This is a genomic window from Geothrix fermentans DSM 14018 (genome assembly GCF_000428885.1).
Taxonomy (GTDB): Bacteria; Acidobacteriota; Holophagae; order Holophagales; family Holophagaceae; genus Geothrix; species Geothrix fermentans.
This window is the reverse complement of the sequence record NZ_AUAU01000019.1, coordinates 25,399-49,463: the sequence shown is the minus strand read 5'-3', so window position 1 is coordinate 49,463 and position 24,065 is coordinate 25,399. Positions and strand designations below refer to the sequence as shown.

General features: G+C 71.1%; 21 protein-coding genes. 8 read left to right on the top strand and 13 right to left on the bottom strand.

Annotation, left to right across the window (positions count from 1 at the left end):
• Positions 1-14 precede the first annotated feature (14 nt).
• The 3 genes from murI to G398_RS17140 form a co-directional block, all read right to left on the bottom strand.
• The gene (gene murI / locus G398_RS0108030; protein ID WP_043484328.1) at positions 15-806 is read right to left on the bottom strand and encodes a glutamate racemase; all 792 of its coding nucleotides are present in this window, start codon (positions 804-806) and stop codon (positions 15-17) included.
• A gap of 118 nt (positions 807-924) precedes the next feature.
• On the bottom strand, positions 925-1,794 hold the full coding sequence (locus G398_RS19545; RefSeq protein WP_052571680.1) for a 50S ribosomal protein L11 methyltransferase: 870 nt from the start codon (positions 1,792-1,794) through the stop codon (positions 925-927).
• Between the two features lie 22 nt (positions 1,795-1,816).
• Entirely contained in the window at positions 1,817-3,286 is a 1,470-nt protein-coding gene (locus G398_RS17140) for a sigma-54 interaction domain-containing protein (protein ID WP_052571679.1), read from the bottom strand.
• A gap of 119 nt (positions 3,287-3,405) precedes the next feature.
• Here G398_RS17140 and G398_RS0108015 point away from each other — a divergent pair, with 119 nt between their 5' ends.
• Genes G398_RS0108015 through cobB form a run of 5 tightly spaced genes read left to right on the top strand, consistent with a single transcriptional unit; the run spans position 3,406 to position 7,501 of the window.
• The gene (locus tag G398_RS0108015; RefSeq protein ID WP_026853213.1) at positions 3,406-3,957 is read left to right on the top strand and encodes a thioredoxin family protein; all 552 of its coding nucleotides are present in this window, start codon (positions 3,406-3,408) and stop codon (positions 3,955-3,957) included.
• The gene (gene thpR, locus G398_RS17135; RefSeq protein ID WP_052571678.1) at positions 3,939-4,472 is read left to right on the top strand and encodes an RNA 2',3'-cyclic phosphodiesterase; all 534 of its coding nucleotides are present in this window, start codon (positions 3,939-3,941) and stop codon (positions 4,470-4,472) included. The genes G398_RS0108015 and thpR overlap by 19 nt, the downstream gene beginning before the upstream one ends.
• Before the next feature lie 22 nt (positions 4,473-4,494).
• The gene (locus G398_RS0108005) at positions 4,495-5,139 is read left to right on the top strand and encodes a hypothetical protein (RefSeq protein WP_026853212.1); all 645 of its coding nucleotides are present in this window, start codon (positions 4,495-4,497) and stop codon (positions 5,137-5,139) included.
• Positions 5,139-6,773, top strand: coding sequence for an alkaline phosphatase family protein (locus G398_RS0108000; RefSeq protein WP_026853211.1), 1,635 nt, complete (start codon positions 5,139-5,141; stop codon positions 6,771-6,773). Before G398_RS0108005 ends, G398_RS0108000 begins: the two co-directional genes overlap by 1 nt.
• 17 nt (positions 6,774-6,790) lie before the next feature.
• Positions 6,791-7,501, top strand: a complete 711-nt coding sequence (gene cobB / locus G398_RS0107995) for a Sir2 family NAD+-dependent deacetylase (RefSeq protein ID WP_026853210.1) — start codon at positions 6,791-6,793, stop codon at positions 7,499-7,501.
• Positions 7,502-7,507: 6 nt separating this feature from the next.
• On the opposite strand, the gene G398_RS0107990 is transcribed toward cobB, so the two are convergent.
• From G398_RS0107990 to G398_RS0107975, 4 genes are all read right to left on the bottom strand, one after another.
• A complete protein-coding gene (locus G398_RS0107990) occupies positions 7,508-7,999 on the bottom strand; it encodes a hypothetical protein (protein ID WP_026853209.1) in 492 nt (163 codons plus the stop codon).
• A gap of 60 nt (positions 8,000-8,059) precedes the next feature.
• A complete protein-coding gene (locus G398_RS0107985) occupies positions 8,060-9,994 on the bottom strand; it encodes a CocE/NonD family hydrolase (RefSeq protein ID WP_026853208.1) in 1,935 nt (644 codons plus the stop codon).
• A gap of 102 nt (positions 9,995-10,096) precedes the next feature.
• A complete protein-coding gene (locus tag G398_RS0107980) occupies positions 10,097-11,041 on the bottom strand; it encodes a GNAT family N-acetyltransferase (RefSeq protein WP_026853207.1) in 945 nt (314 codons plus the stop codon).
• Positions 11,042-11,051: 10 nt separating this feature from the next.
• Complete coding sequence (locus tag G398_RS0107975; RefSeq protein ID WP_084512252.1) at positions 11,052-12,200, bottom strand: right-handed parallel beta-helix repeat-containing protein; 1,149 nt, start codon at positions 12,198-12,200, stop codon at positions 11,052-11,054.
• 117 nt (positions 12,201-12,317) lie between these two features.
• Here G398_RS0107975 and G398_RS17130 point away from each other — a divergent pair, with 117 nt between their 5' ends.
• Genes G398_RS17130 through G398_RS0107960 form a run of 3 tightly spaced genes read left to right on the top strand, consistent with a single transcriptional unit; the run spans position 12,318 to position 16,209 of the window.
• Positions 12,318-13,520: a polysaccharide biosynthesis/export family protein gene (locus G398_RS17130; protein ID WP_169720631.1), complete on the top strand. Its 1,203-nt coding sequence runs from the start codon at positions 12,318-12,320 to the stop codon at positions 13,518-13,520.
• Complete coding sequence (locus tag G398_RS0107965) at positions 13,517-13,996, top strand: low molecular weight protein-tyrosine-phosphatase (protein WP_043484324.1); 480 nt, start codon at positions 13,517-13,519, stop codon at positions 13,994-13,996. Before G398_RS17130 ends, G398_RS0107965 begins: the two co-directional genes overlap by 4 nt.
• Entirely contained in the window at positions 13,993-16,209 is a 2,217-nt protein-coding gene (locus G398_RS0107960) for a polysaccharide biosynthesis tyrosine autokinase (RefSeq protein ID WP_084512247.1), read from the top strand. The genes G398_RS0107965 and G398_RS0107960 overlap by 4 nt, the downstream gene beginning before the upstream one ends.
• 22 nt (positions 16,210-16,231) lie before the next feature.
• On the opposite strand, the gene G398_RS0107955 is transcribed toward G398_RS0107960, so the two are convergent.
• The 6 genes from G398_RS0107955 to G398_RS0107930 all read right to left on the bottom strand — a co-directional run bounded on the left by G398_RS0107955 (position 16,232) and on the right by G398_RS0107930 (position 24,055).
• Positions 16,232-16,912, bottom strand: coding sequence for a methyltransferase domain-containing protein (locus G398_RS0107955; protein WP_026853203.1), 681 nt, complete (start codon positions 16,910-16,912; stop codon positions 16,232-16,234).
• An 8-nt stretch (positions 16,913-16,920) separates the two neighbouring features.
• The gene (locus tag G398_RS17125; RefSeq protein ID WP_043484321.1) at positions 16,921-18,090 is read right to left on the bottom strand and encodes a glycosyltransferase family 4 protein; all 1,170 of its coding nucleotides are present in this window, start codon (positions 18,088-18,090) and stop codon (positions 16,921-16,923) included.
• Positions 18,090-19,121 carry an SDR family oxidoreductase gene (locus G398_RS0107945; RefSeq protein WP_026853202.1) on the bottom strand — a complete coding sequence of 344 codons (1,032 nt, stop codon included), beginning with the start codon at positions 19,119-19,121 and terminating at the stop codon, positions 18,090-18,092. The genes G398_RS17125 and G398_RS0107945 overlap by 1 nt, the downstream gene beginning before the upstream one ends.
• The gene (locus G398_RS0107940; protein WP_026853201.1) at positions 19,121-20,395 is read right to left on the bottom strand and encodes a nucleotide sugar dehydrogenase; all 1,275 of its coding nucleotides are present in this window, start codon (positions 20,393-20,395) and stop codon (positions 19,121-19,123) included. Before G398_RS0107940 ends, G398_RS0107945 begins: the two co-directional genes overlap by 1 nt.
• A gap of 148 nt (positions 20,396-20,543) precedes the next feature.
• Complete coding sequence (locus tag G398_RS17120) at positions 20,544-23,075, bottom strand: glycoside hydrolase family 2 protein (RefSeq protein ID WP_052571676.1); 2,532 nt, start codon at positions 23,073-23,075, stop codon at positions 20,544-20,546.
• The gene (locus G398_RS0107930; protein ID WP_026853200.1) at positions 23,072-24,055 is read right to left on the bottom strand and encodes a DUF1839 family protein; all 984 of its coding nucleotides are present in this window, start codon (positions 24,053-24,055) and stop codon (positions 23,072-23,074) included. The genes G398_RS17120 and G398_RS0107930 overlap by 4 nt, the downstream gene beginning before the upstream one ends.
• Positions 24,056-24,065 lie beyond the last annotated feature (10 nt).

Below are 24,065 nucleotides of genomic sequence, written 5' to 3'. Positions count from 1 at the left end.
CCCCACCCGCCGTTCTAGATATCCACGACCTCCACATCCCCCACAGCCTCTTCCAGGAAGCGGCTGCCCACCTCCTTGAGGCGGCTGCTGGCGTCCGTGAGCATGACGCGGAGGTCGCCGCGGGCGCTTCGCGTCCGGTAGCCCAGGCTGCCCTGGAGCAGGCGGTCCACGGCCCTGGCGGTGACCCGCCCGCTGTCGATCCAGCGGGTGCCGGGGCGGCAGCGCTCCAGGCTGGGCAGCAGGGTGGGGTAGTGGGTGCAGCCCAGCACCACGGTCCGCACCTCCGCGGGCAGCAGGTCCAGGTAGCGACGGCAGACGGTGTCGGTGACGGGGTCGTCGAACCAGCCCTCCTCCGCCAGGGGCACCAGGAGGGGACAGGCCACGCTGTGGATGACCTTGGCGGGATCGCGGCGGAGGATGGCGGCCTCGTAGGCGCCGCTGCCCACGGTGGCCAGGGTGCCGATGACGCCGACCGCGCCGGGCGCCTCCGCCGCGGCCTCGGCGCCCGGTTCGATCACGCCGATGACCGGACAGGGGCTCACGGCCTGGAGGGCGGGCAGGCCATGGGCGCTGGCGGTGTTGCAGGCGATGACGATGAGCTTGGGGTCGTGGCGCTGGAGCAGCTCGCCCATCTGCAGGGTGTAGCGCTCGATGGTGTGGTGGCTCTTGGTGCCATAGGGCAGCCGCGCCGTGTCGCCCAGGTAGATCAGCTCCTCCTGGGGCAGCATCTGGCGCAGGGCGTGGATGACCGTCAGGCCGCCGATGCCCGAGTCGAAGACGCCGATGGGACGGTCCGCGCGGCTCATGAGAGCCACCACAGAGACACGGAGGACACGGAGGAAAAACACGGAGGAAAGATTGGAGGTTGCAGAGAACCTCCGTGCTCTCTTCTCGGTGATCTCCGTGTCTCCGTGGTGAATCCCTTCATGCCGACACCCGCACCGCCAGCACGGCGATCCACTCGCCCTCCTTCAGCACCTTCTCCGGCTTGAACCCGTGCGAGACGAGGCTCACCAGGGCCTCGTCCGTGCGCTCCGCCAGGATGCCGCTGGCCACCAGCCAGCCGCCGGGAGCGGCCACCTCGGCCATGCGGGGCAGCAGGTCCTGGATGGTCTCCAGCAGGATGTTGGCCAGGAGCCCGGCGTAGGGACCCTGCACCTTCGGGTGGTCCAGGGTGCCCACGAAGCTGTCGTAGGGCCGTGCGCCCTTCAGCAGGTGGGCGTTCAATTCCATGAGCTCCGCCATGGCCGGGCCGCAGTCGGGGTCGATGTCGAAGGCCATGAGGCCGCGCCCGCCCAGCAGGAAAGCCGCCAGGGAGAGGATGCCCGTGCCCGCGCCGATGTCGAGGATGGGACCCTCCAGGCGGCCGGCATCGGCCAGTTCCTCCAGCAGCTCCATGCAGAGGCGCGTGGTTTCGTGGCCGCCGGTGCCGAAGGCCAGGCCCGGGTTCACCACCAGGTCGAGCCGATCCGCGGGGCCGGGGGTCTCATCCCAGAGGGGCCGCACATGGAAGCGCGTGCCCACCTCGAAGGCGCCGAAGCCCTCCCGGCTCTTGGCCAGCCAGTCTTCGTCGCCGAAGGCCTCGGCCTCCAGCAGCCGCACACCCGGGAAGGCCGCCAGCCCCGCGGCCTCCGGGGGCGCCTGGTCCGGGGGGAAATAGGCGAAGCAGGCCCGCGGCGGATCGGCCTCGCGGTAGAAGGCCGAGGATCCCTCGCCCTCCAGCCAGGCGCAGAGCGCCTCTTCCTGGGGGTCGGGCACCTCCAGCTTCCACCTCAGATGCGTCGCATTCGCCATGCCCTCAGGTTAGCAGGGGGCTTCAGGCCTCCGCGGACTCGGCGGGCTCCCCGTCCTCCAGATCGAGCCGCTTCATCTTCTCCAGGAAGGTCGTGCGCTTGAGGCCCAGCAGGTCGGCGGCCCGCTTCTTGTTGCCGCGGGTGATGGCGAGGCTCTGGAGCATGAGCGTCTTCTCCATGTCCGACACCACCTGGTTCAGGTCCAGGCCCTCGGCGGGCAGGTCGAGGCCGAAGGCCGGCGTGGGCGACGGGATCGGGGGCCCCGCCGGGAAGGCGGGGGGCGGCGGCGGGACGAAGGCGGCGGGCACCACGTTCGGGGCCGGGGGGCTTCCACCCGTCCGCTCCGCCAGGCCCAGGCGCTCCGCCAGGAAGGCGAAGTCCTCCCGCGTGAGCACGGGGCGCGTACCTGAGAGCACGATGGCCCGCTCAATGGCGTTCTCCAGCTGGCGCACGTTGCCGGGCCAGGGCAGGGCCATGAGCAGCGGGTCCACGCTGGGATGCAGGGCCTTGGGATACAGCCCGTGCTCCCGCGCCTTCCGGTTGAGGAAGTGCTGGGCCAGGAAGGGGATCTCCTCGATCCTCGTCCGCAGGGGCGGCATGAGGATGGGCACCACCTCCAGGCGGTAGAACAGGTCCTCGCGGAAGCTGCCGTCTTGCACCTTGGACCAGAGGTCCACGTTGGAGGCCGTCACAACCCGCACGTCGACCTTCACGGGCGCACCGCCGCCCAGGGGCTGCACTTCGCGCTCCTGGAGCACGCGCAGCAGGCGCACCTGGGCGCCCAGGGGCATGGTGCCGACCTCATCCAGGAAGATGGTGCCGCCCTGGGCCTCGCGGAACTTGCCCGGCGTGTCCTTGCGGGCGTCCGTGAAGGCGCCCTTGTTGTAGCCGAAGAGCTCGGACTCCAGCAGGTTCTCGGGGATGGCGCCGCAGTGGACGGCCACGAAGGGCTCGGCCGCATCCGCGCTCATGCGGTGGATGGCCCGGGCGATGACCTCCTTGCCCGTGCCGCTCTCGCCCAGCAGCAGCACCGTGGCCCGGGTGGCGGAGGCGGCCCGGGCCCGGGCCAGCACTTCCTGCATGGCGGGGCTGGTGCCGATGAGGCCGAAGGCCAGGGCTTGGGAGGCGCTCAGCTGCGTGGTGTTGCCCGAGCGGGGACGCAGGCCGGGCATGGGGGGCTCAGGGCCCAGGATGCCCCAGCGCACGCTGCCCAGGGCGCCCCACTCGGTCAGGGCCTTGGGATCCATGGGAGGGGCGTCGGCCTTCAGGCCCAGGAGGATGGGCAGGGCCGCCACCTCGGCCATCATGCGGATCATCTCCGGCGGCGGCCAGGCGCCTCGCGCGTTGACCACCCACAGGTCCGTGTCCTTGGGCGGCAGGGCCGGGGAGGCTCCCCGGTCCACGGTCACGTCCCACAGCCCCGCCCACCGATGCTCCAATCCCCCGGTGTCGTCCCCGAGGGTGGACCAGTGAAGGCGCGGCAGCTGGGACATGGGCTCCTTGGTTGGATTCAGCCTAGAGGCAGGGGCAGGGGGGTCAAGTCAAAAAAATGACCTCGGCATGGTCTGCTTGCCTGCGGGCGTACGATGGAGGGGCCAACCCGGAGGTCCCCATGGCCCTGACGGAATCCACCATGGTCCCGCTCGGCACGGCCTGTCCGGACTTCACGCTGCCGGGGGTGGACGGGCGCCTCTGGTCCCTGCGCGACTTCCACTGCCCGGCCCTGCTGGTGGTGGTCATGTGCAACCACTGCCCCTATGTGCAGGCCGTGGACGACCGCATCAACGCGCTGGCCAGGGCCTACCAGGGGCGCTGCGCCGTGGTGGGCCTCAATGCCAACGACGCGGAGACCTACCCGGATGACAGCTTCGAGGCCATGCGGGCCCGGGCCGCGGCCAAGGGCTACGTCTTCCCCTACCTCTGGGACGAGGAGCAGTCCGTGGCCCGGAGCTTCGGCGCCGTCTGCACGCCGGACTTCTTCCTCTTCGACCAGCACCGCCGCCTGGTGTACCGGGGCCGCCTGGACGACAACTGGAAGGACGCTGCCCACGTCACCCGGCGGGACCTGCGGATCGCCATCGAGCGCGTGCTGGCGGGCGAGGATCCCCTGGAGGTCCAGCACCCGAGCATGGGCTGCTCCATCAAGTGGCGGAACGGGCGCTGAGGCTCTTCTTCGCCCTCCCCCTGCCGCCGGAGCTGCGGGAGGCCCTGGGCCTCTGGCGGCCGGCCCTGCCCCCGGCGCGCTGGGCGAGGCCCGAGGGGCTGCACGTGACGCTGGCCTTCCTGGGCGAGCGGCCGGCGGAGGCCCTGCCCGTCCTGGAAGGCATCGCCGCCGCCGTTGCGGACCGGCACCGGACCTTCACCCTGAGGACCGCGAGGCTGGGTGGATTCCCGGAGCGCGGCAGGGCCCGGGTGCTCTGGCTGGGCCTTGAACCCTCTCCGGCCCTCGAGGCTCTCGCCGGAGACCTCCGCCGGGCCCTGGCCGCCGCGGGCGAGGTCTTCGACGCCAGGCCCTTCCGCGCCCACCTCACCCTGGCCCGGCTGCGCCAGCCCCTTTCCCTGGCGGGCCTGGCGGATCCCGCCCCCGCGGCTTTCGCGGCGGATCGCCTGGTGCTCTTCGAGAGCGGGCCCCATGGAAGTTACACGCCGCTGGGGGCCTGGCGCCTGCGGCCGGTATGATCGGGGTTTCACCGGAGCCCCGATGCGCCTTGCCGTCCTGCCCGCCCTGCTCGCCGCCGCCCTGCCGCTCTCCGCGCAGTGGGACCTGCGCCTGGAAGTGCCCCGGCCCACGGGCCAGAACCTGCCCCAGACCCTGATCAGCGGCACGGGTCAGCTGGCGGCCGGGGACTTCGACACGGGGAAGGGCTTCATCGCCACCGTGAACCGCCAGATCTTCCAGGTGGGCCCCCTCCTGAAGCTGGAGACCGGCCTCGAATACTCCCAGTTCACGGCGGATGGCAGCCTGGCCAACGGCGCCACCACCCAGGGCACGAGGCTGAAGCAGCAGGGTCTGGGTCTGGGGCTCAACGCCCAGGTCTGGGTGCCCTTCGTGGGGATCGCCGGCGAGATCGGCCTCATCCAGCGCCTCCAGCGCTACACCGTGGACACGGCGGGCGCTTCGAGCGCCAAGGACCTGAGCCGCACCTGGCTGCGGGTGGGCGCCCGCTGGCGCATCCCCAGCGTGGCGGTCCACCCCTACCTGGCCGCCAGCTACCAGCAGCCCACCAGCAAGGACCGGCCCGTGGAGCTCCGCAGCGCCTCGGACCTGGCCGCCTACTTCAACGCCCAGGGCAGCGGCCAGGAGTTCGAGCGCCTCTGGACCTTCGGCGTGGGCGTGACCTTCTGATGGCCCGCCCCGCCCTGCGGCCCCTCCTCCCCGCCCTGCTCCTGGCGGCCCTCGGCCTCGCGGCGGCCCCGCCCCGGCCCCGGCTGGTGGTGGTGGTCTCCGTGGACCAGCTCTCGGCGGAGCTGATGCAGACTTACGGCCCCGAGCTGACGGGCGGCCTGGCCCGCCTGCGCCGGGAGGGCGCCTCCTTCACCGAGGCCTACCACGACCACGGGTTCACGGAGACCGGTCCGGGCCATTCCGTGCTGCTCTCGGGCCGCTTCCCCGCCCACACGGGCATCGTGGAGAACCGCTGGTTCGACCGCGCCGCGGACCGCTTCGTCTATTGCGTGGAGGACCCCGGCGCCAAGGCCCTGCACGCCCGGGACCAGGCCAGCGCCTCCAATGCCCGCTTCCTGGGCGACGGCCTCGGCGACTGGCTCCAGGCCCAGGTGCCCGGAAGCCGGGCCTTCACGGTCTCGGGCAAGGACCGGGCGGCCATCCTCATGGCCGGACGCAAGCCCACGGGCGCCTTCTGGTTCACGGGCGCGGCGGGCTTCACCAGCTCCTCCGCCTACGCGGCCCGCCTCCCCGAGTGGCTGGTCCGCTTCGACGCGGGCCTGACGGAACGCTTCGCCACGCGGAGCTGGCTGTGGACGAAGGAGCCTTCGACGCCCGAGGGCCGCACGGCCAGCTGGACCTTCCCGGGCCAGGTCATCCGCAACGGCGCCCTGCCGCGCCTCATCCAGGGGGCGGGCATGCCCCTGGACAAGGGCTTCGAGGCCCGCTTCCGCAAGTCGCCCTTCCTGGACGAGGTCACCCTGGAGGCCGCCGAGGCCCTGCTGGAGGGCGAGCAGCTGGGCCGGGGGCCCGCCACGGACCTGCTGGCCGTGAGCTTCTCCGCCACGGACTACATCGGCCATGGCTACGGCACCCTGGGCACGGAGATGCGCGACCAGATCCACCGCCTGGACCGCACCCTGGGAAGGCTGCTGGAGGCCGCCCGCCGCCGCGACCCCGGCGCCTGGGTGGTCCTCAGCGCGGACCACGGCGGCATGGACCTGCCCGAGGCCCTGGCCGAGAACGGCTTCCCGGCCCGGCGCCTGAGCCCGGCGGCGTTCCTCGCGGAGCTGCGGGCCGAACTGAAGACCGCCTTCAAGGTGGAGGCGGACCTCGTCCAGGAGGCCCCGGAGCCCAACGACCTCTACCTGCGCGAGGCGGCCGTGAAGGCCGCGGGTCTCGACCGGAAAGCCGTGGTGGCGCGCATCCAGGCTTGGCTGCGGGCCCGGCCCGAGGTGGCCGACGCCTTCACCGCCGAGGAACTGGCGGCCACGGACCCCACCGCCACGGGCAGCCCCCGGGACAGCAGCCTGCGCGTCCTCCTGCGCCGCAGCTTCCGGGCGGAGCGCAGCGGCGATGTCCTCGTGGCCTTCAAGCCCTGGGTGGTCTTCGGCGTGCCGCCCACGGACTGGCCCACGGGCCACGGCACCCCCTACGCCTACGACCGGCGCGTGCCCCTCATCTTCTGGGGCCCCTGGAAGGCCGGCGAGCGCCCCGATCCCGTCCGCACCGTGGACCTGGCCCCCACCCTGGCCCGCGAACTGGGCCTGACACCGGGCGCCGTGGACGGCCGGGTGCTGGATCTCGCACGATAGGAGATCCGGAGTCCCCGATGGCCCTCCCCCGCGATGCCTCCATCGTGATCCTCACCGGCGCGGGGATCTCCGCGGAAAGCGGGGTGCGCACCTTCCGCGACGCGGACGGGCTCTGGGAGAACCACCGGGTGGAGGACGTGGCCACACCCGAGGCCTTCCAGCGCAACCCTGCCCTGGTCTACCGCTTCTACAACGAGCGGCGGCGGGGCCTTCCGGCCGTCCAGCCCAATGCCGCCCACCTGGCCCTCGCCCGGCTGGAGCGGGAGTGGCCCGGCCAGGTGCTGCTGGTGACCCAGAACGTGGACGACCTCCACGACCGGGCCGGCTCGCAAAACCTGCTGCACATGCACGGCGAGCTGCTGAAGGCCCGCTGCCTGGGCTGCCGCACCGTGCTGCCATGGCCTGGCGACATGGATGCCGACAGCCGCTGCCCGGTTTGCGGGCGGGGCCGGATCCGGCCCCACATCGTCTGGTTCGGCGAGGTACCCCTCGGCATGGACCGCATCTTCGACGCGCTGGAGCGCTGCGCGCTCTTCGCCGCCATCGGCACCAGCGGCCACGTGTACCCCGCCGCCGGCTTCGTGGGGGCCGTGGGGCCGGAGGCCCGCACGGTGGAGCTCAACCTCGAGCCCAGCCGCGTGGTGGACGCCTTCCAGGAGCACCGCGCCGGCCGCGCCACGGACCTGGTGCCGGCCTTCGTGGAGGAGCTGCTTCGAGCCCTGCGCTAGGCGTCCCTACTGGGACTTCGCCTTGTCCAGGGCGTGCTGCCGGAGGTCCCTGAACTCGGCCTCGCTGATCAGGCCGTCCCGCTTCATCTTCTCGAGCTTCTCCAGCTCGGCCCGCAGATCGAAGGGCGCCCCGCCCGCCGCAGCCGTCTCGGCGCCGGGCTTCCGGTAGCCCTCGATCCGGGTCGCGGGCGCCTTGGGGTCCTCGAGGTCCCCCTTCTTCCCCACCGCATCGACCTTGCCGCCGGTGAGCCGCACCACGAAGACCTGCACGTTCTCCTTGCGGCCGGAGCTGAACCAGCGGTCCTGGTCGTAGGTCTCGTATTCCAGGAAGGTGACGCCCCCCTGGACGACGGTGGCCGTCGGCCGGCCCAGGACCGCGACCACCTGCTCCTCGGTCATGCCCACCCGCGCCTTCGCAGGGGTGAAGGCGGGCTCCGTGCAGCCCATGGACAGGACCAGGGCGGCCGCGGAGAGGACGGGTGCGAAGGTGGGTCTCATCTCTGATCTCCGGGAGGGATGGCCATCAACCTACCATCTGCGAGACCTCGGCGGCGCTCTCTAGGGCACCACCGGCAGCTCCACGAAGCTGGCCTGCCCCGGCGCATGGTAGATGCGCTGGGTGGCCTTCCGGTAGTCCCCGGGCCGCGCGAAGAAGATGTTGGGCACGAAGGTCTGGGGGTTGCGCTCGTAGAGGGGGAACCAGGTGGACTGCACCTGCACCATCACGCGGTGGCCCGGCAGGAAGACGTGGTTGGCGGCGGGCAGGGCGAAGCGGTAGACCAGGGGCTCGCCGGGCTTGAGCGCCCGGGGCGTCTCCACGCTCTCGCGGTAGCGGCCCCGGAAGATGTCCGCGGAGACCATGAGCTGGTAACCGCCCATGGCGGGCTGGGCCGACACCTCGTCGGGGTAGACATCGATGACCTTCACCACCCAGTCCGAGTCCGTGCCCGAGGTGGAGGCCACCAGGTTCGCCACGGGCTCGCCGGCGATGCGCAGGGGCTCCTTCAGGGGCTCGGAGACGAAGGCCAGCACGTCCGTGCGGCCCGAGGCCTCGCGCTGGTCGTCCGTGAGCCACTGGGGCCAGGTGTGGGCGGCGTCGTAGCCCACGGCCTGGATGGGCCGGGCGCGGAAGGGCACGGGCTTGGCCGGATCCGAGACGTACTCCTCGAAGGGCGCTCCTCCGGCCATGGGAGCGGCGGTGGACACCGTCAGTCCCGCCCCCAGGTAGAAGGGTGTGGCGCGGACGGCCGAACCCTCCCCGGCCAGGGGCCAGGCCGGGAGCCTCTTCCAGGTGTTGGTGCCCGTCTCGAAGGCGCTCACCGGTGGCAGGTCGGCCTTGGCGGCCCCCTTCAGGTGCTGGTCGAGGAAGGGCTTCAGGATCTCGCGGCGGAACTGCAGGGCCGTGTCCTGGCCGAAGCGCAGGGGCCCGAGGGAGCTGCCCTCGCCGATCTCGCCGCCGTGGCTCCAGGGGCCCATGGCCAGGAACAGGCGGTCGCCCCCGGTGTCCTTGGGCTTCAGGGCCCTCCACACCGCCAGGGCGCCGTAGATGTCCTCGGCGTCGTAGAGGCTGTGCACCAGCAGCGTGGGCACCTTCAGCGGCCCCTTCCCGGCCCGGCCGGCGAGGATCTTGTCCATGGCCTGCTCCCGCCAAAAGGCGTCGTAGGCGGGGTGTTCGGTGATCTTGCGCCAGAAGCCCAGCTGCTCCATGCCCCGGCTGGCCGCCAGGGTCCCGGTGGAGCCCGCCTTGAGGAACAGGTCGTAGTCGTCGTGGAAGCCCGTCCACCACTTGGCCTCGTTGGCCCGGGTGGCCTGCTGCTCGTAGATGTAGCTCAGGTTCTGGGCCCGGAAGGCCCCGTGGTGGAACCAGTCGTCCCCCCGCCAGCCGTCCACCATGGGGTTCATGGGCACCGCCGCCTTCAGGGCCGGGTGCGGATCCGCCAGGGCCATGAGGGGCAGGAAGCCGTCGTAGGAGATGCCCAGGATGCCCACGCGGCCGTTGCTCTCGGGCACATGCTTCACCAGCCAGTCGAGGGTGTCCCAGGTGTCCGTGCTGTGGTCCACGGCGCTGGGGTTGAGGGGGCCCCGCAGGGGCCGGTTCATGACGTAGCCGCCCTCGGAGCCGTACTTCCCGCGGATGTCCTGGATCACGCGGATGTAGCCGCCCTCGACGATGAGGTCGGCCACATTGTCGTAGCCCTGGAGCACGGCGCCCAGGCGGGGACTGGCCGCATGGCCCGTCTGCTCGGCGGCGTTGTAGGGCGTCCGCGTCAGCAGGATCGGGGCGTCCCTGGCGCCCTTCGGCACGAGGATGATGGTCTTCAGCTTCACCCCGTCCCGCATGGGGATCATCACCTCGCGGCGCACGTGGTCCCAGCTCCCGGAGGCCACCTTGAAGTCCGCGGGCCGCTCGTCCGGGAGGGTCCCCTGGGCCCGGAGGCCGCCCCCGGCCGCCAGCAGCGCCGCCACCACACCCAGGATCCATCGGAATGCCATGCGCCCCTCCCGCCGCCCCGGGGACGCGGAAGCCTCGGCGCAGAGGCGCGGGCGGGGCAGGGGCGGCGGGGTGGATGGGCCCCAGTCTAGCGGCAACCGGCCTCAGGGCAGCCGGCTTAGGCGGGCCCCTTCGAGGATCCTCGAGTAGTAGCCGAGGCGCGCGTTGTCCGGGAACAGATCCTGGGCTTTCCGGGCCCAGGCCAGCGCCGTCCCGGTGTTCAGCAGGGGGCCCAGCCAGGGGTGGATGTGGATGCTCAAGTTGTGGGGCTCCAGCTGGTAGCCGAGCTGGCGCTTGTACCGGTCCAGCCCCTCGTTGGGCAGGATGGAGGTCATCCCGTTCCCGATGAACCGGATGCCCGGATCCGCCGCGGCGTCCCGGATGATGGAGAAGTCCAGGGCATGGTTGGGGTAGTGGTCCTGCTCCGCCCGGGTGGACATCTTGTAGATGAGGTGCAGCCACTGGCCGTCCCTGCAGGAGATCAGGTAGGTGGCGAGCCGGCCGTCCACGAAGGCGCCGTGGATGACCATGCCGGGGCACTGGGCCACCGCCTTCACGAAGGCCTTCCACTTGGCCGGGTCCTCGAAGGTGTCGTCCTCCCGCATCTGCCGGGTGAGGGTCTCCCGGTTCAGGGGCAGGCCCAGGCGCAGCAGCTCGTCCGCGTCGAGGAGCCGCAGCTCACAGTCCTCCAGCCCGCGGGTCACGTGGCCGCGCTGCTTGCGGGATATGGTGCCCAGGTCGTAGCCCTGGGGGCGGATGACGTAATGTCCGCCCGGCAGACCGGACCGGGGGGAGGGGAAGCTCAGGCCCCAGACCCGCGCCCCCTGGAGGACCTCCCGGGCCTCCTCGGGACCGATGTCCACCTGCAGCTGGAAGGGGAGGCTCGTGTAGAAGGGGCCCCGGTGATGGCCCCACCACACGCCCTGCGCCTCGAACACGGGCCGGCCCCGCAGCTCCCAGAACCGCACGAGGTTCCCCCCGCCCCCCAGGACGGCCGAGGCCCCGGAGACGGCACGGTGCGGCACCTCGTGGGCCAGCTCCTGGATCAAGGGGACCTCCTCATGGCGGGACTCCGTTGCCGGAGAGCGTGTTGTCCGTGATGGTGTTGCCCGAGGAGCGGTACTCGAGGATGCCGTTCAGGGTGTTCTGGGTCACCGTGTTGCGGGTTACGGTGGTGCCCGTGACCCCATCCCGCAGGTAGATGCCATAGCCCGCGTTGCCCTGGATGACGTTGTTCCGGAGGATGTGGCCGCTGGTGTTCGACACCTCGATGCCGCTGCGGGGGCCCGAGTGGAGCGTGTTCACGCCGTTGCCGCTCATGGTGTTGCCCTCGATCACCACGTTGCGGATGAAGGCCAGGCCCGTGTAGGCGGTGGGCACGCCGTTCTCGACGCCGTCCCCGGCATTGTTCGAGAAGACACAGCCCGTGACGAGGACGGTGTCCACCGTCTCGCCGCTGTTGGGCTCGATGTCGAGGCCGTCCTCGGGGATCGTCCCCCGGCTGTTGGTGAAGGTGGAGTCCTTGACGACGATGCGGCTCCCGCTGGTGATGGACAGGCCCTGGCGGCGGTTGTGGTCCGCGGTGACGCTGCAGAGGGTGACGTCGCTGGCCCCGCCGATGGTGAAGCCGTCCCCCCAGCACTCCCGGGCGGTGACGCCCACCACGGCGATGCGCTGGGCGCTTCCCGTGATCCGCATCCCCATCCCCTGCTCGCCGCTGGTGCCCGTGTGGGCGGCGCGGTCGCCCAGCAGCGTGCCTCCCACCACGTTCACGTTCGAGACACCGGAGATGCGGAGGATGGTGTAGTTGGAGGAGCCATTGGGGATGGCCTTCAGGACCGCGCCTGAGGCCAGGGAGAGGGTCTGGCCGCTTCTGAGATGCAGCGAGGTGACAGCGTCCACCAGGTAGGTCCCCGCGGGCACCGAGACCGTGCCGCCGGTGCCGACCATGGCGTCCAGGGCCTTCTGGAGGGCGGCGGTGTCATCGGTGAGGCCGTCGCCCTTGGCGCCGTAGGGCGCGTCCTTCACGCTGACGGTCCGGGTGGAGGTGGGGGCGGGGGCGCAGTTCGCCACGGGGGGTCCCGGCGGCGGGGGGGCGGAGGGCGCAGGGGAGCCGCCGGACCCGCAGGCCTGCAGGAGGACCAGCCCGGCCGCCGCCCACCCGAGCGGGGCCCGGGGCGGACTGGGGCGAAGGGGTGACCGGATCATGCGGCGTCCTGGGGCTGGCGAATGCTAGCATCTGGTTATAGTCAAAATAATGCTTATTTTGCTTGCATGCTCGTGGGAAATAGCGATACATCTAGTCCCTTCATCACGGAGAGTACCATGTGCCCATCCGACGCGTGCGGGACCCGGTTTCCAGCCTGGAGCCGCCCTCGAACCGGCCCGGACACGGCGCCCGCGGGACACCGTGCCACCCAAGCGAAGCGCTGGCTCGCCCTGGCCGCGACCCTGCTCCTGGCGGCCTGCCGGGCGCCCGGCATGAAGATGAACGTCCATCCCTCCGACACCCGGTCCACCCACATGGACGGGCTCAACGTCACCCTCCGGCCCCTGAACACTGCCGCCATCCAGGAGCAGGAGCGGCGGGCCCCCGAGGCCGGTCCCGCCCCCGGCGTCCTGGAGAAGGCCGTCTCGCCCTACCGCGTGGGGCCCCAGGACATCCTCCTCGTCACGGTCTGGGACCACCCGGAGATCACCCTCCCCCTCGGGCAGTACCGGCAGGACACGGCCGCGGGCAACGTGGTGGACGAGGCGGGCGACCTCTTCTTCCCCTACGTGGGCAAGTTCCATGTGGCGGGCCTCACGGCCACCCAGGTCCGGGACAAGCTCACCTCCCTCCTGGCCAAGGTGCTCCAGAACCCCCAGGTGGACGTGAAGGTGATCGCCTACCGCTCCCAGAAGGTCTACGTGGGAGGCGAGGTCCGCAACGCCGGCGTCTACACGGTCACGGACGTGCCCTTCACCCTGACCGAGGCCGTGAACCGCGCCGGGGGCTTCCTCCCCACGGCCGATGACAGCCGCATCCTCCTCTCCCGGGGCGACCAGACCTGGCGGCTGAACTTCCAGGCCCTCCTGGCCCGGGGCAACCGGGTGGGCCAGATCCTCCTGCAGGACGGGGACTCCCTGCACGTGCCCAACCTCCAGGATTCCCCCGTCTACATGATGGGCGAGTTCGTGAGGCCGGGGACCACCCCCCTCCTCCACGGCAACCTCTCCCTGGCCAAGGCCATCCAGGACGTGGGCGGCATCCAGGGCCAGACCGCGGACGCCCGCTCCATCTACGTGATCCGCCAGGGAGCCGCCACCAACGCCGTGGACGTCTTCCACCTGGACGCCCAGAACCCCACCGCCATGATCCTGGCGGACCGGTTCCCCCTCCAGGCCCGCGACATCGTCTACGTGGACAAGGGCTCCGTCGTGCGCTGGGCCCAGGTGCTGAACCTGGTGCTGCCCACCTACACGGGCCTCCTGAACACCGCCACCAGCGTCAAGTACCTGGGATCCTCGCTGAATTCCAAACCATGAATGACGGCACCCCGGGCGCCATCCGCCACATTCTGGTCCTGTGCGAGGGGAACCACTGCCGGGCGCCCATGGCCGAAGGCCTGCTCCGGGCCCTCCTGCCCCGGGACATCCAGGTGGAATCCGCGGGACTCAGTGCCCTGGTGGGCCTGCCGGCGGATCCGGAGGCCCAGCGGCTCATGGCCGGCGCCGGGCTGGACATCTCCGCCCACCTCGGCCGCCAGCTGACCTGCGACATGGCCACGGCCGCGGACCTGATCCTGGTCATGGAGGAATCCCAGAAGACCTGGTGCGGGCTGATGTGTCCCAGCGCGCTCGGCCGGATCTTCCTCCTGGGGCACTGGCAACCGCCCGCCCTCCGGGAGATCCAGGATCCCTTCCGGCGGGGCCCCGAGGCCTTCCGCGCCACCTTCGAGCACATCCGTCAATCCGTGTCAGACTGGCCGCCTCATCTGACGCCCAAGCAAAGGTCGGCATGAACGCTCCGCTTGCCCCCGGAACCCCCCCCGCCCGGCTGGATTCCACCGAGCCCCCGTTCAGGCCCCTGCGCCGCCCCGACGAGTCCGAGGAGCTGGGGCTCATGGAGTGGTTCGCCAACCTCTGGGAGGGAAGGCGCTTCATCTTCGCCTCCCTGATCCTCTTCCTCTGCGTGGGCGGCCTTTACGTCTGGCGCATGGCCCCCGTCTACCAGGTCCAGGCCCTGCTGCAGGTCCAGCCCAAGCGGACGGCCACCTCCGACCCGGCCTTCGCCAAGATGGAGGGCCTCTTCTCGGGGCCCACCGAGGCGCAAAGCGAGGTGGAGATCCTCCAGAGCAGCCTGGTGCTCGGCCGGACCGTGGAGGCCCTCAATCTCGATCTCAAGGCAGAGCCCAAGCTGGCCCCCATCGTGGGCGAGGCCCTGGCCCGCAAGGACCCGGAGGCGCCCCGCATCGAGGTGGAGGCCTTCAGCCTCCCGGAGCACCTGAAGGGCCAGGTCTTCCGCCTGACGGCCCTCTCCGGGAACGCCTTCCGCCTGGACTCCCCCAAGGGCGCGCCCCTGGGCTCGGGCGAGGTGGGCCAGCCGCTGAGCGCGACCTACGGCGGCGCCGACCTGAAGCTGACGGTGCGGAGCCTTCATGCGAAGCCCGGCCAGGTGTTCACCCTGGAGCGGCAGGTCGAGGCGGAGGCCCTGGAGAGCCTGCGCCGGAGCCTGGACGTGGCCGAGAAGGGCAAGCTCACCAACGTGCTGGGGCTCACCCTCAAGTGCGCCAGCCCCACCACCGGCGCCGCGATCCTCAACGAGGTCATCAAGCAGTACATCCAGCACAAGATCGAGCGGAAGAACGCCGGCGCCTCGCAGACCCTGGCCATCCTCAAGGAGCAGCTCCCCCAGGTGAAGGCCAAGCTCGATGACGCGGAGAACCGCCTCAACCGCTTCCGGAGCCGCACGGGCTCCGTGGATGTGGCCCGGGAGGCGGACGCCTACCTGCAGCAGGGCTCCAACCTGAGGACCCAGATCTCGGCCCTGGAGCAGAAGAAGCAGGACCTCCTCCGCACCTACCGCGAGGACTCGGACGTCGTCGCCACCCTCAACCGCCAGATCGAGCAGCTCCGGGCGGAGGGCGGCCGCATTGACGCGAAGGTGCGCACCCTGCCGGGCGCCCAGCAGGAGGTGGTGCGCCTGAGCCGCGAGGTGGCCATCAACACGGAGCTCTATACAGCCCTCCTCAACAACATCCAGCAGCTGGGCATCAGCAGCGCGGGCGAGGTGGGCGGTATCAGCGTGGTGGACCCCGCCACGCCCGATCCCATCCCCGTGGCGCCCCGGCGCACCCTGCTCATGGGTCTCTTCACCTTCCTGGGCGTGCTGGTGGGCGTGGGCCTGGCCATCCTCCGCAAGGCCTTCAGCCCGGGAGTGGAGGACCACCGCCTCATCGAAGCCCGGCTCGGCATCCCCGTGCTGGTGACCATCCCCCACAGCAAGGCCCAGGAAGCGCACTGGCAGGCCATCCAGAACGGGGAGGACGGCCTCCACCTGCTGGCGGCCCTCAATCCCGATGACCTGGCCACCGAGAGCCTCCGCAGCCTCCGCACCAGCCTCCACTTCGCCAAGGGCCGCTCCGCCTGCCAGACGATCATGGTGACGGGCCCCTCCCCCGGCATCGGCAAGTCCTTCGTCAGCGGGAACCTGGCCGCCGTGCTGGCGCGGGCCGGAAGCCGGGTGCTGGCCGTGGATGCGGACCTCCGCAAAGGCTCCCTGCACCGGCAGTTCTGGTCCCGGGACCGCGCGGGCGGGCTGTCCGACGTGCTGGCCCGGACGGCGGAATGGGAGAGCGTGGTGCACAAGACGGCGGTGCCCCGCCTGGACCTGATGATGTCGGGCTCCATCCCCATGAACCCGTCGGAGCTCCTCATGACGGATGCCTTCGAGTCGTTCCTCGCCCAGGTCGCCAAGGCCTACGATTACGTGATCCTCGACGCCCCGCCCGTGCTGGCCGTCACGGACGCGCTCATCGTCGGGTCGCGGGTGGACGGCGTGCTCGTGGTGGCCAAGTACGGACTCCACCCCATGGAGGAGCTGCGGGCCTGCCTGAAGCGCCTGGACCGCCAGGGGCTCCCCGTCCTGGGCTGCGTCTTCAATGACGTGCAGCCGCTGCGCATGGGGGGCAACCACACGCACTACCGCTACGCCTACCACTACCGGTACGAGTGAGGCATCCCAACCTCGGGCGATCCTAGCCGCCCGAGGCGGCGTCCAGGCGGAAGAACTGCCAAGCCTCCAGCGGCCCCCCCGCGAGGAGCCGCTGGGCCCGAGGGAACGCCTCCGCGAGGGCCTCGGCCTGCAGCGGAAGCACGTAGTAGAGGAGGATCTCCCGGTCCGGCTGCGCCTGGAGCTGGGCCTTGAGCTTCGCGGCGAAGGCCTGCATGGTGGCCCGCCCGAAGGGATTGGCCAGGTAGACCACGGCTCCCGTGAAATCCACGTCCGCCGTGAGGACGTCGGCGCAGAGGATCTCGATGCGCCCCGCGCGGTTCCAGGCCGGCCTGATGCGCGCCATGTTCCGCCGCGCCCGCTCCGCGACCTCGGGATTGATCTCGATACCCGTCATGCGCTCGAAGCCCAGGCTCGAGAAGAAGGCCAGGGGGCGGCCCGCGCCGCAGCCCACGTCCAGGAAGGTCCGGAGGGGGAAGCCCGTGGCCCGCAGGTGGCCGGCAATGTCGCTGAGCACCTCGTAGGGGGCGGGCTGGCAGGGCCGGCTGTCGCCGCCGGAAGAGGCCGGAGAGACGAAGTCCCGGCGGAAGGTGGAGACTCCGATCCGCCGGTCCATGAGGTACTCGGTGACGTACTTCAAGCCGGACCGCGCCGCCCGTCCCGGGTTCTGGGCGATCTTCCGGAGGATGTACGCCAGGTACGTCATGGACGGGCTCAGGGATGCGGGAGGGGCAGGGCGGCAGGGGACCGGTGGGCCTCGGGCGGCCCGGGAGGCAGGTCCATGAAGGCCAGGATGTCCGCCGTCACCTTGCGCACGTCGTAGGTCTCCTCAGCGATCCGGCGCCCCGCCTCGCCCATGCGGGCCACCAGGTCACGGTCCGCCGCCAGCCGGCCCATGGCGGCGGCGAGGGCGGCGCTGTCGCGCACGGGCACCAGGAGGCCGTTGAGGCCGTCCCGTACCGTGGCCCGGCAGCCCGGGGCATCGGTGGTCACCACGGCCCTGCCCATGGACATGGCCTCCAGCACCGATCGCGGAGTCCCCTCGCCGTAGGAGGGCAGCACCAGCACGTGGGCCTCGGCCAGCCTGGGGCGCACGTCCTCGGCCTCGCCCAGGTATTCCACGGCCCCCTCGCGGACCCAGGCCTCCACCTGGTCCGCCCGGATGGCGTTGGGATTGCTGTCCAGGGGGCCCAGGATGCGGAACCGCGCCCCGGGGCCCCCCAGGCGGCGGCTCGCCTCCGCGAACTCGAACAGCCCCTTGTCACGCAGGAGGCGGCCCACGAAGAGGAAGGTGGCGGGTCCCGCGGGCAGGGGCGCCAGCGCGAAGTGGCCCAGGTCCACGCCGGAGCCGTTGACGATCCGCGCGGCCGTACGGATGGCCAGGAGCCTCTCGGCGCGGAAGAAGGCGAGGTCATCCTCGTTCTGGAAGAGCACTCCCCGGCAGCGCCGCAGGGCCCGGCGGTAGAGGGCCTTGACCACCGCCCGGACCACGCGGGGGCGCAGGCCCGAGGCCTCGCCCTGAAGGGTGGTGCCCCGCCCCGTGATCATGGCGAAGCGGTGGGACACCCCCGCGAGCTGGGCCGCCAGGGTGCCGAAGGTCACGGCCTTGGCCTCGTAGGCCAGGAGGGCCTCGAGGCGGAGCCCGCGGAACAGGCGCCAGAGCCGAAGCAGGCTGAGGGCGTCGCGGAGGGGGTTCAGGCCCGTGCGGTCGAGGGCGATGGGCACGTAGGTGGCGCCCAGGGCCTCCAGGTCCGCGCGGATGGCGGGCGTGCCCCCGGGGGCGATGCCGTAGACCGTGTGTCCCGTTCGGACCAGCTCGCCGATGAGGTGGCCCCGGAAGTTCACCAGGTCCCTGGCGGCGCCGCCGAGCACCGCGACGCGCATCAGAGCCGGACCGCGCGGGCCGCGAACCAGGGCACCAGCTCGTCCAGCCCCTGGGCCACGGAGTGGGTGGGCGCGTAGCCCAAGTGGGCCTTGATCTTGGAGAGGTCCGCCTGGGAGTGCTGGATGTCGCCCTCCCGCGGCGGGCCGTAGACGGGGTCCTTCCGCTGGAAGCCGGGGTGGGCGAGGGCCAAGCGGTCCGCGATCATCCAGTAGAGGCGGGTCAGGGAGGTGGTGCCGCCGTAGGAGACGTTGAAGACCTCGCCCAGGGCCGAGTCCGGGGCCACGGACACCAGGAGGTTGGCCTGGACGGCGTTGGCGACGAAGCAGAAGTCCCGGCTGGTCTCGCCGTCGCCATGGATGGCGCAGGTTTCGCCGTCCACCAGGGCCTGGAGCCACCTGGGCATGACGGCGGCGTAGGGTCCGTTGGGGTTCTGGCGGGGGCCGAAGACATTGAAGTAGCGGAGTCCGATGGTGCGGAAGCCGTAGGTGCGCGCGAAGATGGCCGCGTACTGCTCCCCGATGACCTTGGTGAGGGCGTAGGGCGAGAGGGGCCGGCCCGTGCGGGCTTCGACCTTGGGGAGTCCCGCGTCGTCCCCGTAGACGGAGCTGGAGGAGGCATAGGCCATGCGCCGCACGCCCGCATCCCGGGCGGCCACCAGCATGTTGAGCAGGCCGTCCACGTTGGACTGATGGCTGGCGATGGGATCCTTGATGGAGCGGGGCACGGAGCCCAGGGCGGCCTGGTGCAGCACCACCTCGGCGCCGGCGCAGGCCCTCTGGCAGGTGGCCAGGTCCCGGGTGTCGCCCTCGATGAAGGTGAAGCGCTCCCAGGCCGAGGCGGGAACGCACTCCCGCACGCTCTCCAGATTCGCGGGGTTCCCCGTGGAGAAGTTGTCCAGGCCCACCACGGTCTGGTCCAGCTCCAGCAGCTTCTGGAGGAGGTTCGAGCCGATGAAGCCCGCCACGCCGGTGACGAGCCAGCGTTTCGGGCTGGCCTGGAGGTCCTGGCAGAGCGCCTGGTAGAGGCTCATCACAGACTCCAGTAGGCGGTGGGTTCCGGAAAGTCCCCGGGCTTGAAGCAGGACTTCACGTCCACGAAGACGGAGGCAGGCTTCATGCAGGCGCGGAGGGGACCGGGGCCGGAGGCCAGGAAGGCCTTGTGGTTCACGGCGAGGACCAGGGCGTCGAGGTCGTGGAAGGCTTCGAAGGGGGAGAGGCGGATCCCGTACTCCTCGTGGGTTCCCTCGGGATCCGCCAGGGGATCGTGGACCAGGGGATCCACCCCGAACTGGCGCAGCTCCTCCACGATGTCCGGCACCTTGCTGTTCCGGATGTCGTGGACGTTCTCCTTGAACGTGAGGCCGAGGATGCCGATCTTCGCGGGCTTCACGGGGATCTGCTGCTGGATGAGCAGCTTCACCAGCTTCTGGGCCACGTAGGCGCCCATGCTGTCGTTGATGCGCCGCCCGGACAGGATGACCTGGGGCTGGTAGCCCATCTCCTCGGCCTTGGTGGTGAGGTAATAGGGATCGACACCGATGCAGTGTCCGCCCACCAGGCCCGGGCTGAAGGGGAGGAAGTTCCACTTGGTGCGGGCCGCGGCCAGCACCTCCGCCGTGCGGATCCCCACCTTCTCGCAGATGATGGCCAGCTCGTTCATGAGGGCGATGTTGATGTCGCGCTGGGTGTTCTCGATGACCTTGGCCGTCTCCGCCACCTTGATGGAACTGGCCTCATGGATGCCCGCACGGATGACGGCGCCGTAGACTCCGGCGATGACCTTGAGCGACGCTTCGTCCTGGCCGGAGACCACCTTCACGATCTGATCCACGGTGTGGACCTTGTCGCCGGGGTTGATGCGCTCCGGCGAGTAGCCCAGCTTGAAGTCCACGCCGCTCCGGAGGCCGGAGTGCTTCTCGAGGACGGGCCCGCAGATCTCCTCGGTGACGCCGGGGAAGACCGTCGATTCGTACACGACGATGGCGCCCTTGCCCAGCACCTTGCCCACGGTCTCGCTGGCCTTGAGCATGGGCGTGAGGTCCGGGCGGTTCCAGCCGTCGATGGGCGTGGGCACGGCCACGATGATGAAGTCGCAGCCCCGCATGTCCTCGGGGTTCGAGGTCATCTTCAGCGAGGTGTCGCGCAGGGCCGCAAGGTCCACCTCCTTGGTGCGGTCCACGCCGCCGCGCAGCTCTGCGACCTTCTCCGCGTGGATGTCGAAGCCCACCGTGCCGGGGAACTGCTTGGCAAGCTCCAGCGCGAGGGGAAGTCCGACGTATCCGAGGCCCACGACTGCGATGCGCATGAGGTTCCACTCCCAGTGACTTGCGTTGGTTGACCGAACGGCCCGTCCCGTGGTTGATGCGACGAGGCGATTATTTCTCAATCAGTTGCTTGCAGCTAAGGGAATTTCGAGAAGCATGCGGATGGGCAGGTCTCCTGTATCCGCCGGCTCAAGGGTCCCCACGGAGCGGCAGGGCCTCGCGGAGGTTGAGGGCGGTGAGCTCGGCCCGGAAGGGGGCGGAGGGATCCCCCCGGGGTGTGAAGCGGATCCGCCTCGGCCGTCCCGGCGCCAGGTGGAAGTGGTTGTCGCCGGGTCCGTGGCTGCGGGAGGCAAGTGCCACGGACTGGAGGAACACCGGGGACTGGAGCAGGAGGGTGAAGGTGCCCTTCGTCCCCGGCTCCAGGGCGGCCGTGACCCCACCGGAGTCCTGGAAGGGGAGGTTCCAGCCCAGGGGGAAGTGGACGTCCTCGGCCAGCACGGTCCCGCCGTCCCCGGACACCAGCCGGGCGATCACCACGTCGTGCCGGGGCGGGCCGAAGCGGTAGGCGTAGGTCAGGTCCGAGAACCCGCCGAGCAGGGCGTCCGCGGAGAGGCTGCGGGCGCCGTGGGCGGGAACCGACACCGCCTGCTCCGCATGGCCCACGGGGATCCGCCCCCCCTGGAACAGGTCCACATCGAGGCGGGCCTCCAGCACCGCGTCCGTCTCGTTGAAGAGGTGGGCGTGCAGGCCCTCCAGGCCCTCGTCCGTGAGCAGGAGGGCCTGCCGGGCCCAGGCCCGGCGGAGGTGCCACAAGGCGGCCTTGGGCCGGCCGGCGCTGTCCAGGAGGCCCCAGCCCGCGCCGGGGCGGAGATCCCTGAGGAACCACACGAGGCCGCCGCCGCAGCCGCTGCCGGGCCGGCGCCACTCTGCGAAGACGGCCTTCATGACCTCGCCGCTGACCTCGCGGGAGACCGCCAGGTAGCGCTCCGGATCCTGGCTGCGGAGCCCCACGGGGTCGAGGCCGAAGAGGGCCCACAGGTAGTGGTCGCGGATGTCCTCGAAATCCCAGCCGGCGCCACCGTCCCGGGGAACGCCGGCCTTCCAGCGGGGGTGGTGGGTCACGGGCCGGGCCCCATCGAAGACGTCCTCCACACCCTCCTCCTCGGGCACGTTGGAGAAGCCCAGGCATTCGGGGGTGAAGCGGACCCTGGCCAGCCGCGCGTCCGTGAGGGGGCGGCGGTAGGCGCCCACGCCGTAGTAGTGGGCGAGGCCCGCAGATGGATGGAAGGGCAGCGCCCCCTCCGTGGGCGTGGACGGGAAGTACGGGATGCCGGGGTGGCGCTCTGCACAGAGGCGCGGCAGCTCCTCGGCGAAGAAGGGGCCCGACCACTCGGATTCCGGCAAGCCCAGCATGGCCGCCTGCTGCTCGATCTCGCTGCCTCCGCAGTAGACTGCCAGGCAGGGGTGGCGCTGGAGGCGGCCCAGCAGGTGGTCCACCTCCTCCACGGCCGCCCCGTGGAAGTCCGGGTCGCCGAAGGGGTAGTCCATGTTGGCGAACATGAAGTCCTGCCACACCAGGATCCCGAGCTCGTCGCAGAGGCCGTAGAAGGCGTCCGACTCATAGGCCATGGTGCCGCCCACCCGCAGCAGGTTGATGCCAGCGTCGCGGGCCAGGCTCAGGGTGCGCCGCAGCTCCCCGGGAGCCCCATCCAGTGAGCGGACATCGATCGGGGTCCAGCAGGCGCCCCGGGCGAACACGGGCCGGCCGTTCACCACCAGCTGCACCCGGCCCTCCCGGCGGTCCACGGCCACGGACTTGAAGCCGAGAAGACCGCAGCCGAAGGCGATGGGACCGGCCTCCGCCTCCAGGTGGAGGACACCTTCGAGGCGTGCAGGGTCGCCGTGGGTGTGCGGCCACCAGAGGGGGGCCCCGGCCAGGATGGCCTCCCCGGCGATGCGGAAGCTCTCAGGGCCCGCCTCCACGGCCAGGGGAAAGGCATGGGGGCCGATCCGGAGGCTGGCCCCGGTGATCCGGGACCCGTCCAGGACCCGCACCTCAGCCTCCAGGGCGGCGCGGCCCTCGGTTCCCGCGGCCTGGGTCCGGAGGTCGAGACGCAGGAGGTCCGCCCGGCGGATCCGCTCCAGGCTGACGGGGCGCCAGGGTCCCACGGGCGGAAGGGGCGGCGTCCAGCCCGGAATGCGCCCCAGGAGCGTCGTGCGGAACCAGCGGAGGCCCTGGTGGGCCACCAGGGCCGTCTTCCAGCGGGGCCGCGGCCGGCGGAGGGCAAGCTCGGGCTCCAGGGCCCGGAAGTGGATCGCCAGCTCGTTGCCCTCCCGGAGGAGGTCCGGCACGTCGCAGGACCGGGGCACGAACATGTTGCGGGACTCGAGGAGTCGTGTGCCGTTCAGCCAGACCTCTGCCAGGGTGGCCAGACCCTCGAAACGGAGCCGGACCACCTCGCCGTCCGCCCGGGGCGGCGCGGGGAAGGTGCAGCGGTACCACCAGTCCAGCCCGTCCAAGTCCAGACCTGTGTCCAGGTCCAGGCCGAGGCTCCCGGCCACGGTCCCCGGGACGGAGGCCTGGTGCCAGGTGAGGCCCGCGTCCCGCGCCTCCGCCGGTGTTCCGCAGGCCCCTGGCGCGCAGGAGGCCAGCTCCCACCCTGCCCGGAGGGGCTCGATCCGAAGGAGGTCCGCCGGCCTCCCTGGGTGGGACTCCATCATCGGGTCCCCCCGAAGTGGCGATCCAGGTGGTCCATGGCGCCGGCCCAGGACTCGGCCATGCCGTCCAGGGGGGCAAGGTCGAAGGGCTTCCGGCGGCTCATGGAGCGGGCCAGCTGGAACTGGAAGGCCTTGGTGGCCTGCGAGATCTGGTCGAAGGCCGCCTGCGCCGGGGCCAGGTGATCCACGCCCTGGGCCGCGAGCCAGCCCAGACAAGTGCCCGCCAGCTCGAAGCAGGCGCCGTACTGGCGGAGGGTGACGAAGGAGTAGGCGTGAAAGGCCTCGATGTCTTCGGTCAGCAGCCAATCCAGGTCCTGCTGGAACTTGGCCTTGAAGGCGGGGAAGGGGTTCCGTTCGGGGATGCGGCCCAGGTGCCGCCGGAGCAGGCCCAGGGAGGCTTCGACCAGGGCGGCGCCCGCGGGCGGGGTGAAGCGCGGGGCCCGCTTCACGTACTCGATGTAGGGCGGGAGCATGCGCTCGTGGACCAGCCCCTCCGTTTGGAAGACGTCGATGAAATCCCGGTCCTCGAGCGTGTGGTAGCCCTGGTTGTGGAAGTAGCCCAGCCGCCGGTTCCCGAGGTCGATCTCGTTGACGGCCACCGTGGACTTCACGTGGGCCAGCCGGTAGGCGGTGCCGGCGGTGTCAGGCAGGAAGTAGGAGTCCAGTTCCACCAGCACCGGCCGGCCGGCGCCCACCTGCTCCTCGATGTGCTCCACCAGGGGCCGCCAGGGGGCCAGCTCCTGGATGTCGAAGCCGTAGAGCTCCAAGAGATCCGCAGGCGGGAACTTGAAGAAGGTCCACTGGTCCCCCTCGAAGTCGATGGCCAGCGTGAAGGGGAGGGCCGCCATGGGCTCGTGGCCGAGCCCGTGGAGCAGCTCGATGATCACGTCCGAATAGCAGTTGGTCTCCGCCCAGGTGCGGTTCTCGCCGTGGATGGGGTGGCGCCGGTAGGTGGCGGGATCGAGGGGGAGGATCTGGGCCATGGTGGGAGGG

Excerpts from the sequence above, each read along its gene's own strand:
- G398_RS0107930 (WP_026853200.1), bottom strand. The coding sequence starts at position 24,055 with ATGGCCCAGATCCTCCCCCTCGATCCCGCCACCTACCGGCGCCACCCC.
- G398_RS0107990 (WP_026853209.1), bottom strand. The coding sequence starts at position 7,999 with ATGAGACCCACCTTCGCACCCGTCCTCTCCGCGGCCGCCCTGGTCCTG.
- G398_RS19545 (WP_052571680.1), bottom strand. The coding sequence starts at position 1,794 with ATGGCGAATGCGACGCATCTGAGGTGGAAGCTGGAGGTGCCCGACCCC.
- G398_RS17125 (WP_043484321.1), bottom strand. The coding sequence starts at position 18,090 with ATGCGCGTCGCGGTGCTCGGCGGCGCCGCCAGGGACCTGGTGAACTTC.
- G398_RS0107960 (WP_084512247.1), top strand. The coding sequence starts at position 13,993 with ATGAACGCTCCGCTTGCCCCCGGAACCCCCCCCGCCCGGCTGGATTCC.
- murI (WP_043484328.1), bottom strand. The coding sequence starts at position 806 with ATGAGCCGCGCGGACCGTCCCATCGGCGTCTTCGACTCGGGCATCGGC.
- G398_RS0108000 (WP_026853211.1), top strand. The coding sequence starts at position 5,139 with ATGGCCCGCCCCGCCCTGCGGCCCCTCCTCCCCGCCCTGCTCCTGGCG.
- G398_RS17130 (WP_169720631.1), top strand. The coding sequence starts at position 12,318 with ATGTGCCCATCCGACGCGTGCGGGACCCGGTTTCCAGCCTGGAGCCGC.
- G398_RS0107955 (WP_026853203.1), bottom strand. The coding sequence starts at position 16,912 with ATGACGTACCTGGCGTACATCCTCCGGAAGATCGCCCAGAACCCGGGA.
- G398_RS0108015 (WP_026853213.1), top strand. The coding sequence starts at position 3,406 with ATGGCCCTGACGGAATCCACCATGGTCCCGCTCGGCACGGCCTGTCCG.
- G398_RS0107975 (WP_084512252.1), bottom strand. The coding sequence starts at position 12,200 with ATGATCCGGTCACCCCTTCGCCCCAGTCCGCCCCGGGCCCCGCTCGGG.
- G398_RS0107945 (WP_026853202.1), bottom strand. The coding sequence starts at position 19,121 with ATGAGCCTCTACCAGGCGCTCTGCCAGGACCTCCAGGCCAGCCCGAAA.
- cobB (WP_026853210.1), top strand. The coding sequence starts at position 6,791 with ATGGCCCTCCCCCGCGATGCCTCCATCGTGATCCTCACCGGCGCGGGG.
- G398_RS0107965 (WP_043484324.1), top strand. The coding sequence starts at position 13,517 with ATGAATGACGGCACCCCGGGCGCCATCCGCCACATTCTGGTCCTGTGC.
- G398_RS0108005 (WP_026853212.1), top strand. The coding sequence starts at position 4,495 with ATGCGCCTTGCCGTCCTGCCCGCCCTGCTCGCCGCCGCCCTGCCGCTC.
- G398_RS0107940 (WP_026853201.1), bottom strand. The coding sequence starts at position 20,395 with ATGCGCATCGCAGTCGTGGGCCTCGGATACGTCGGACTTCCCCTCGCG.
- G398_RS17140 (WP_052571679.1), bottom strand. The coding sequence starts at position 3,286 with ATGTCCCAGCTGCCGCGCCTTCACTGGTCCACCCTCGGGGACGACACC.
- G398_RS17120 (WP_052571676.1), bottom strand. The coding sequence starts at position 23,075 with ATGATGGAGTCCCACCCAGGGAGGCCGGCGGACCTCCTTCGGATCGAG.
- G398_RS0107985 (WP_026853208.1), bottom strand. The coding sequence starts at position 9,994 with ATGGCATTCCGATGGATCCTGGGTGTGGTGGCGGCGCTGCTGGCGGCC.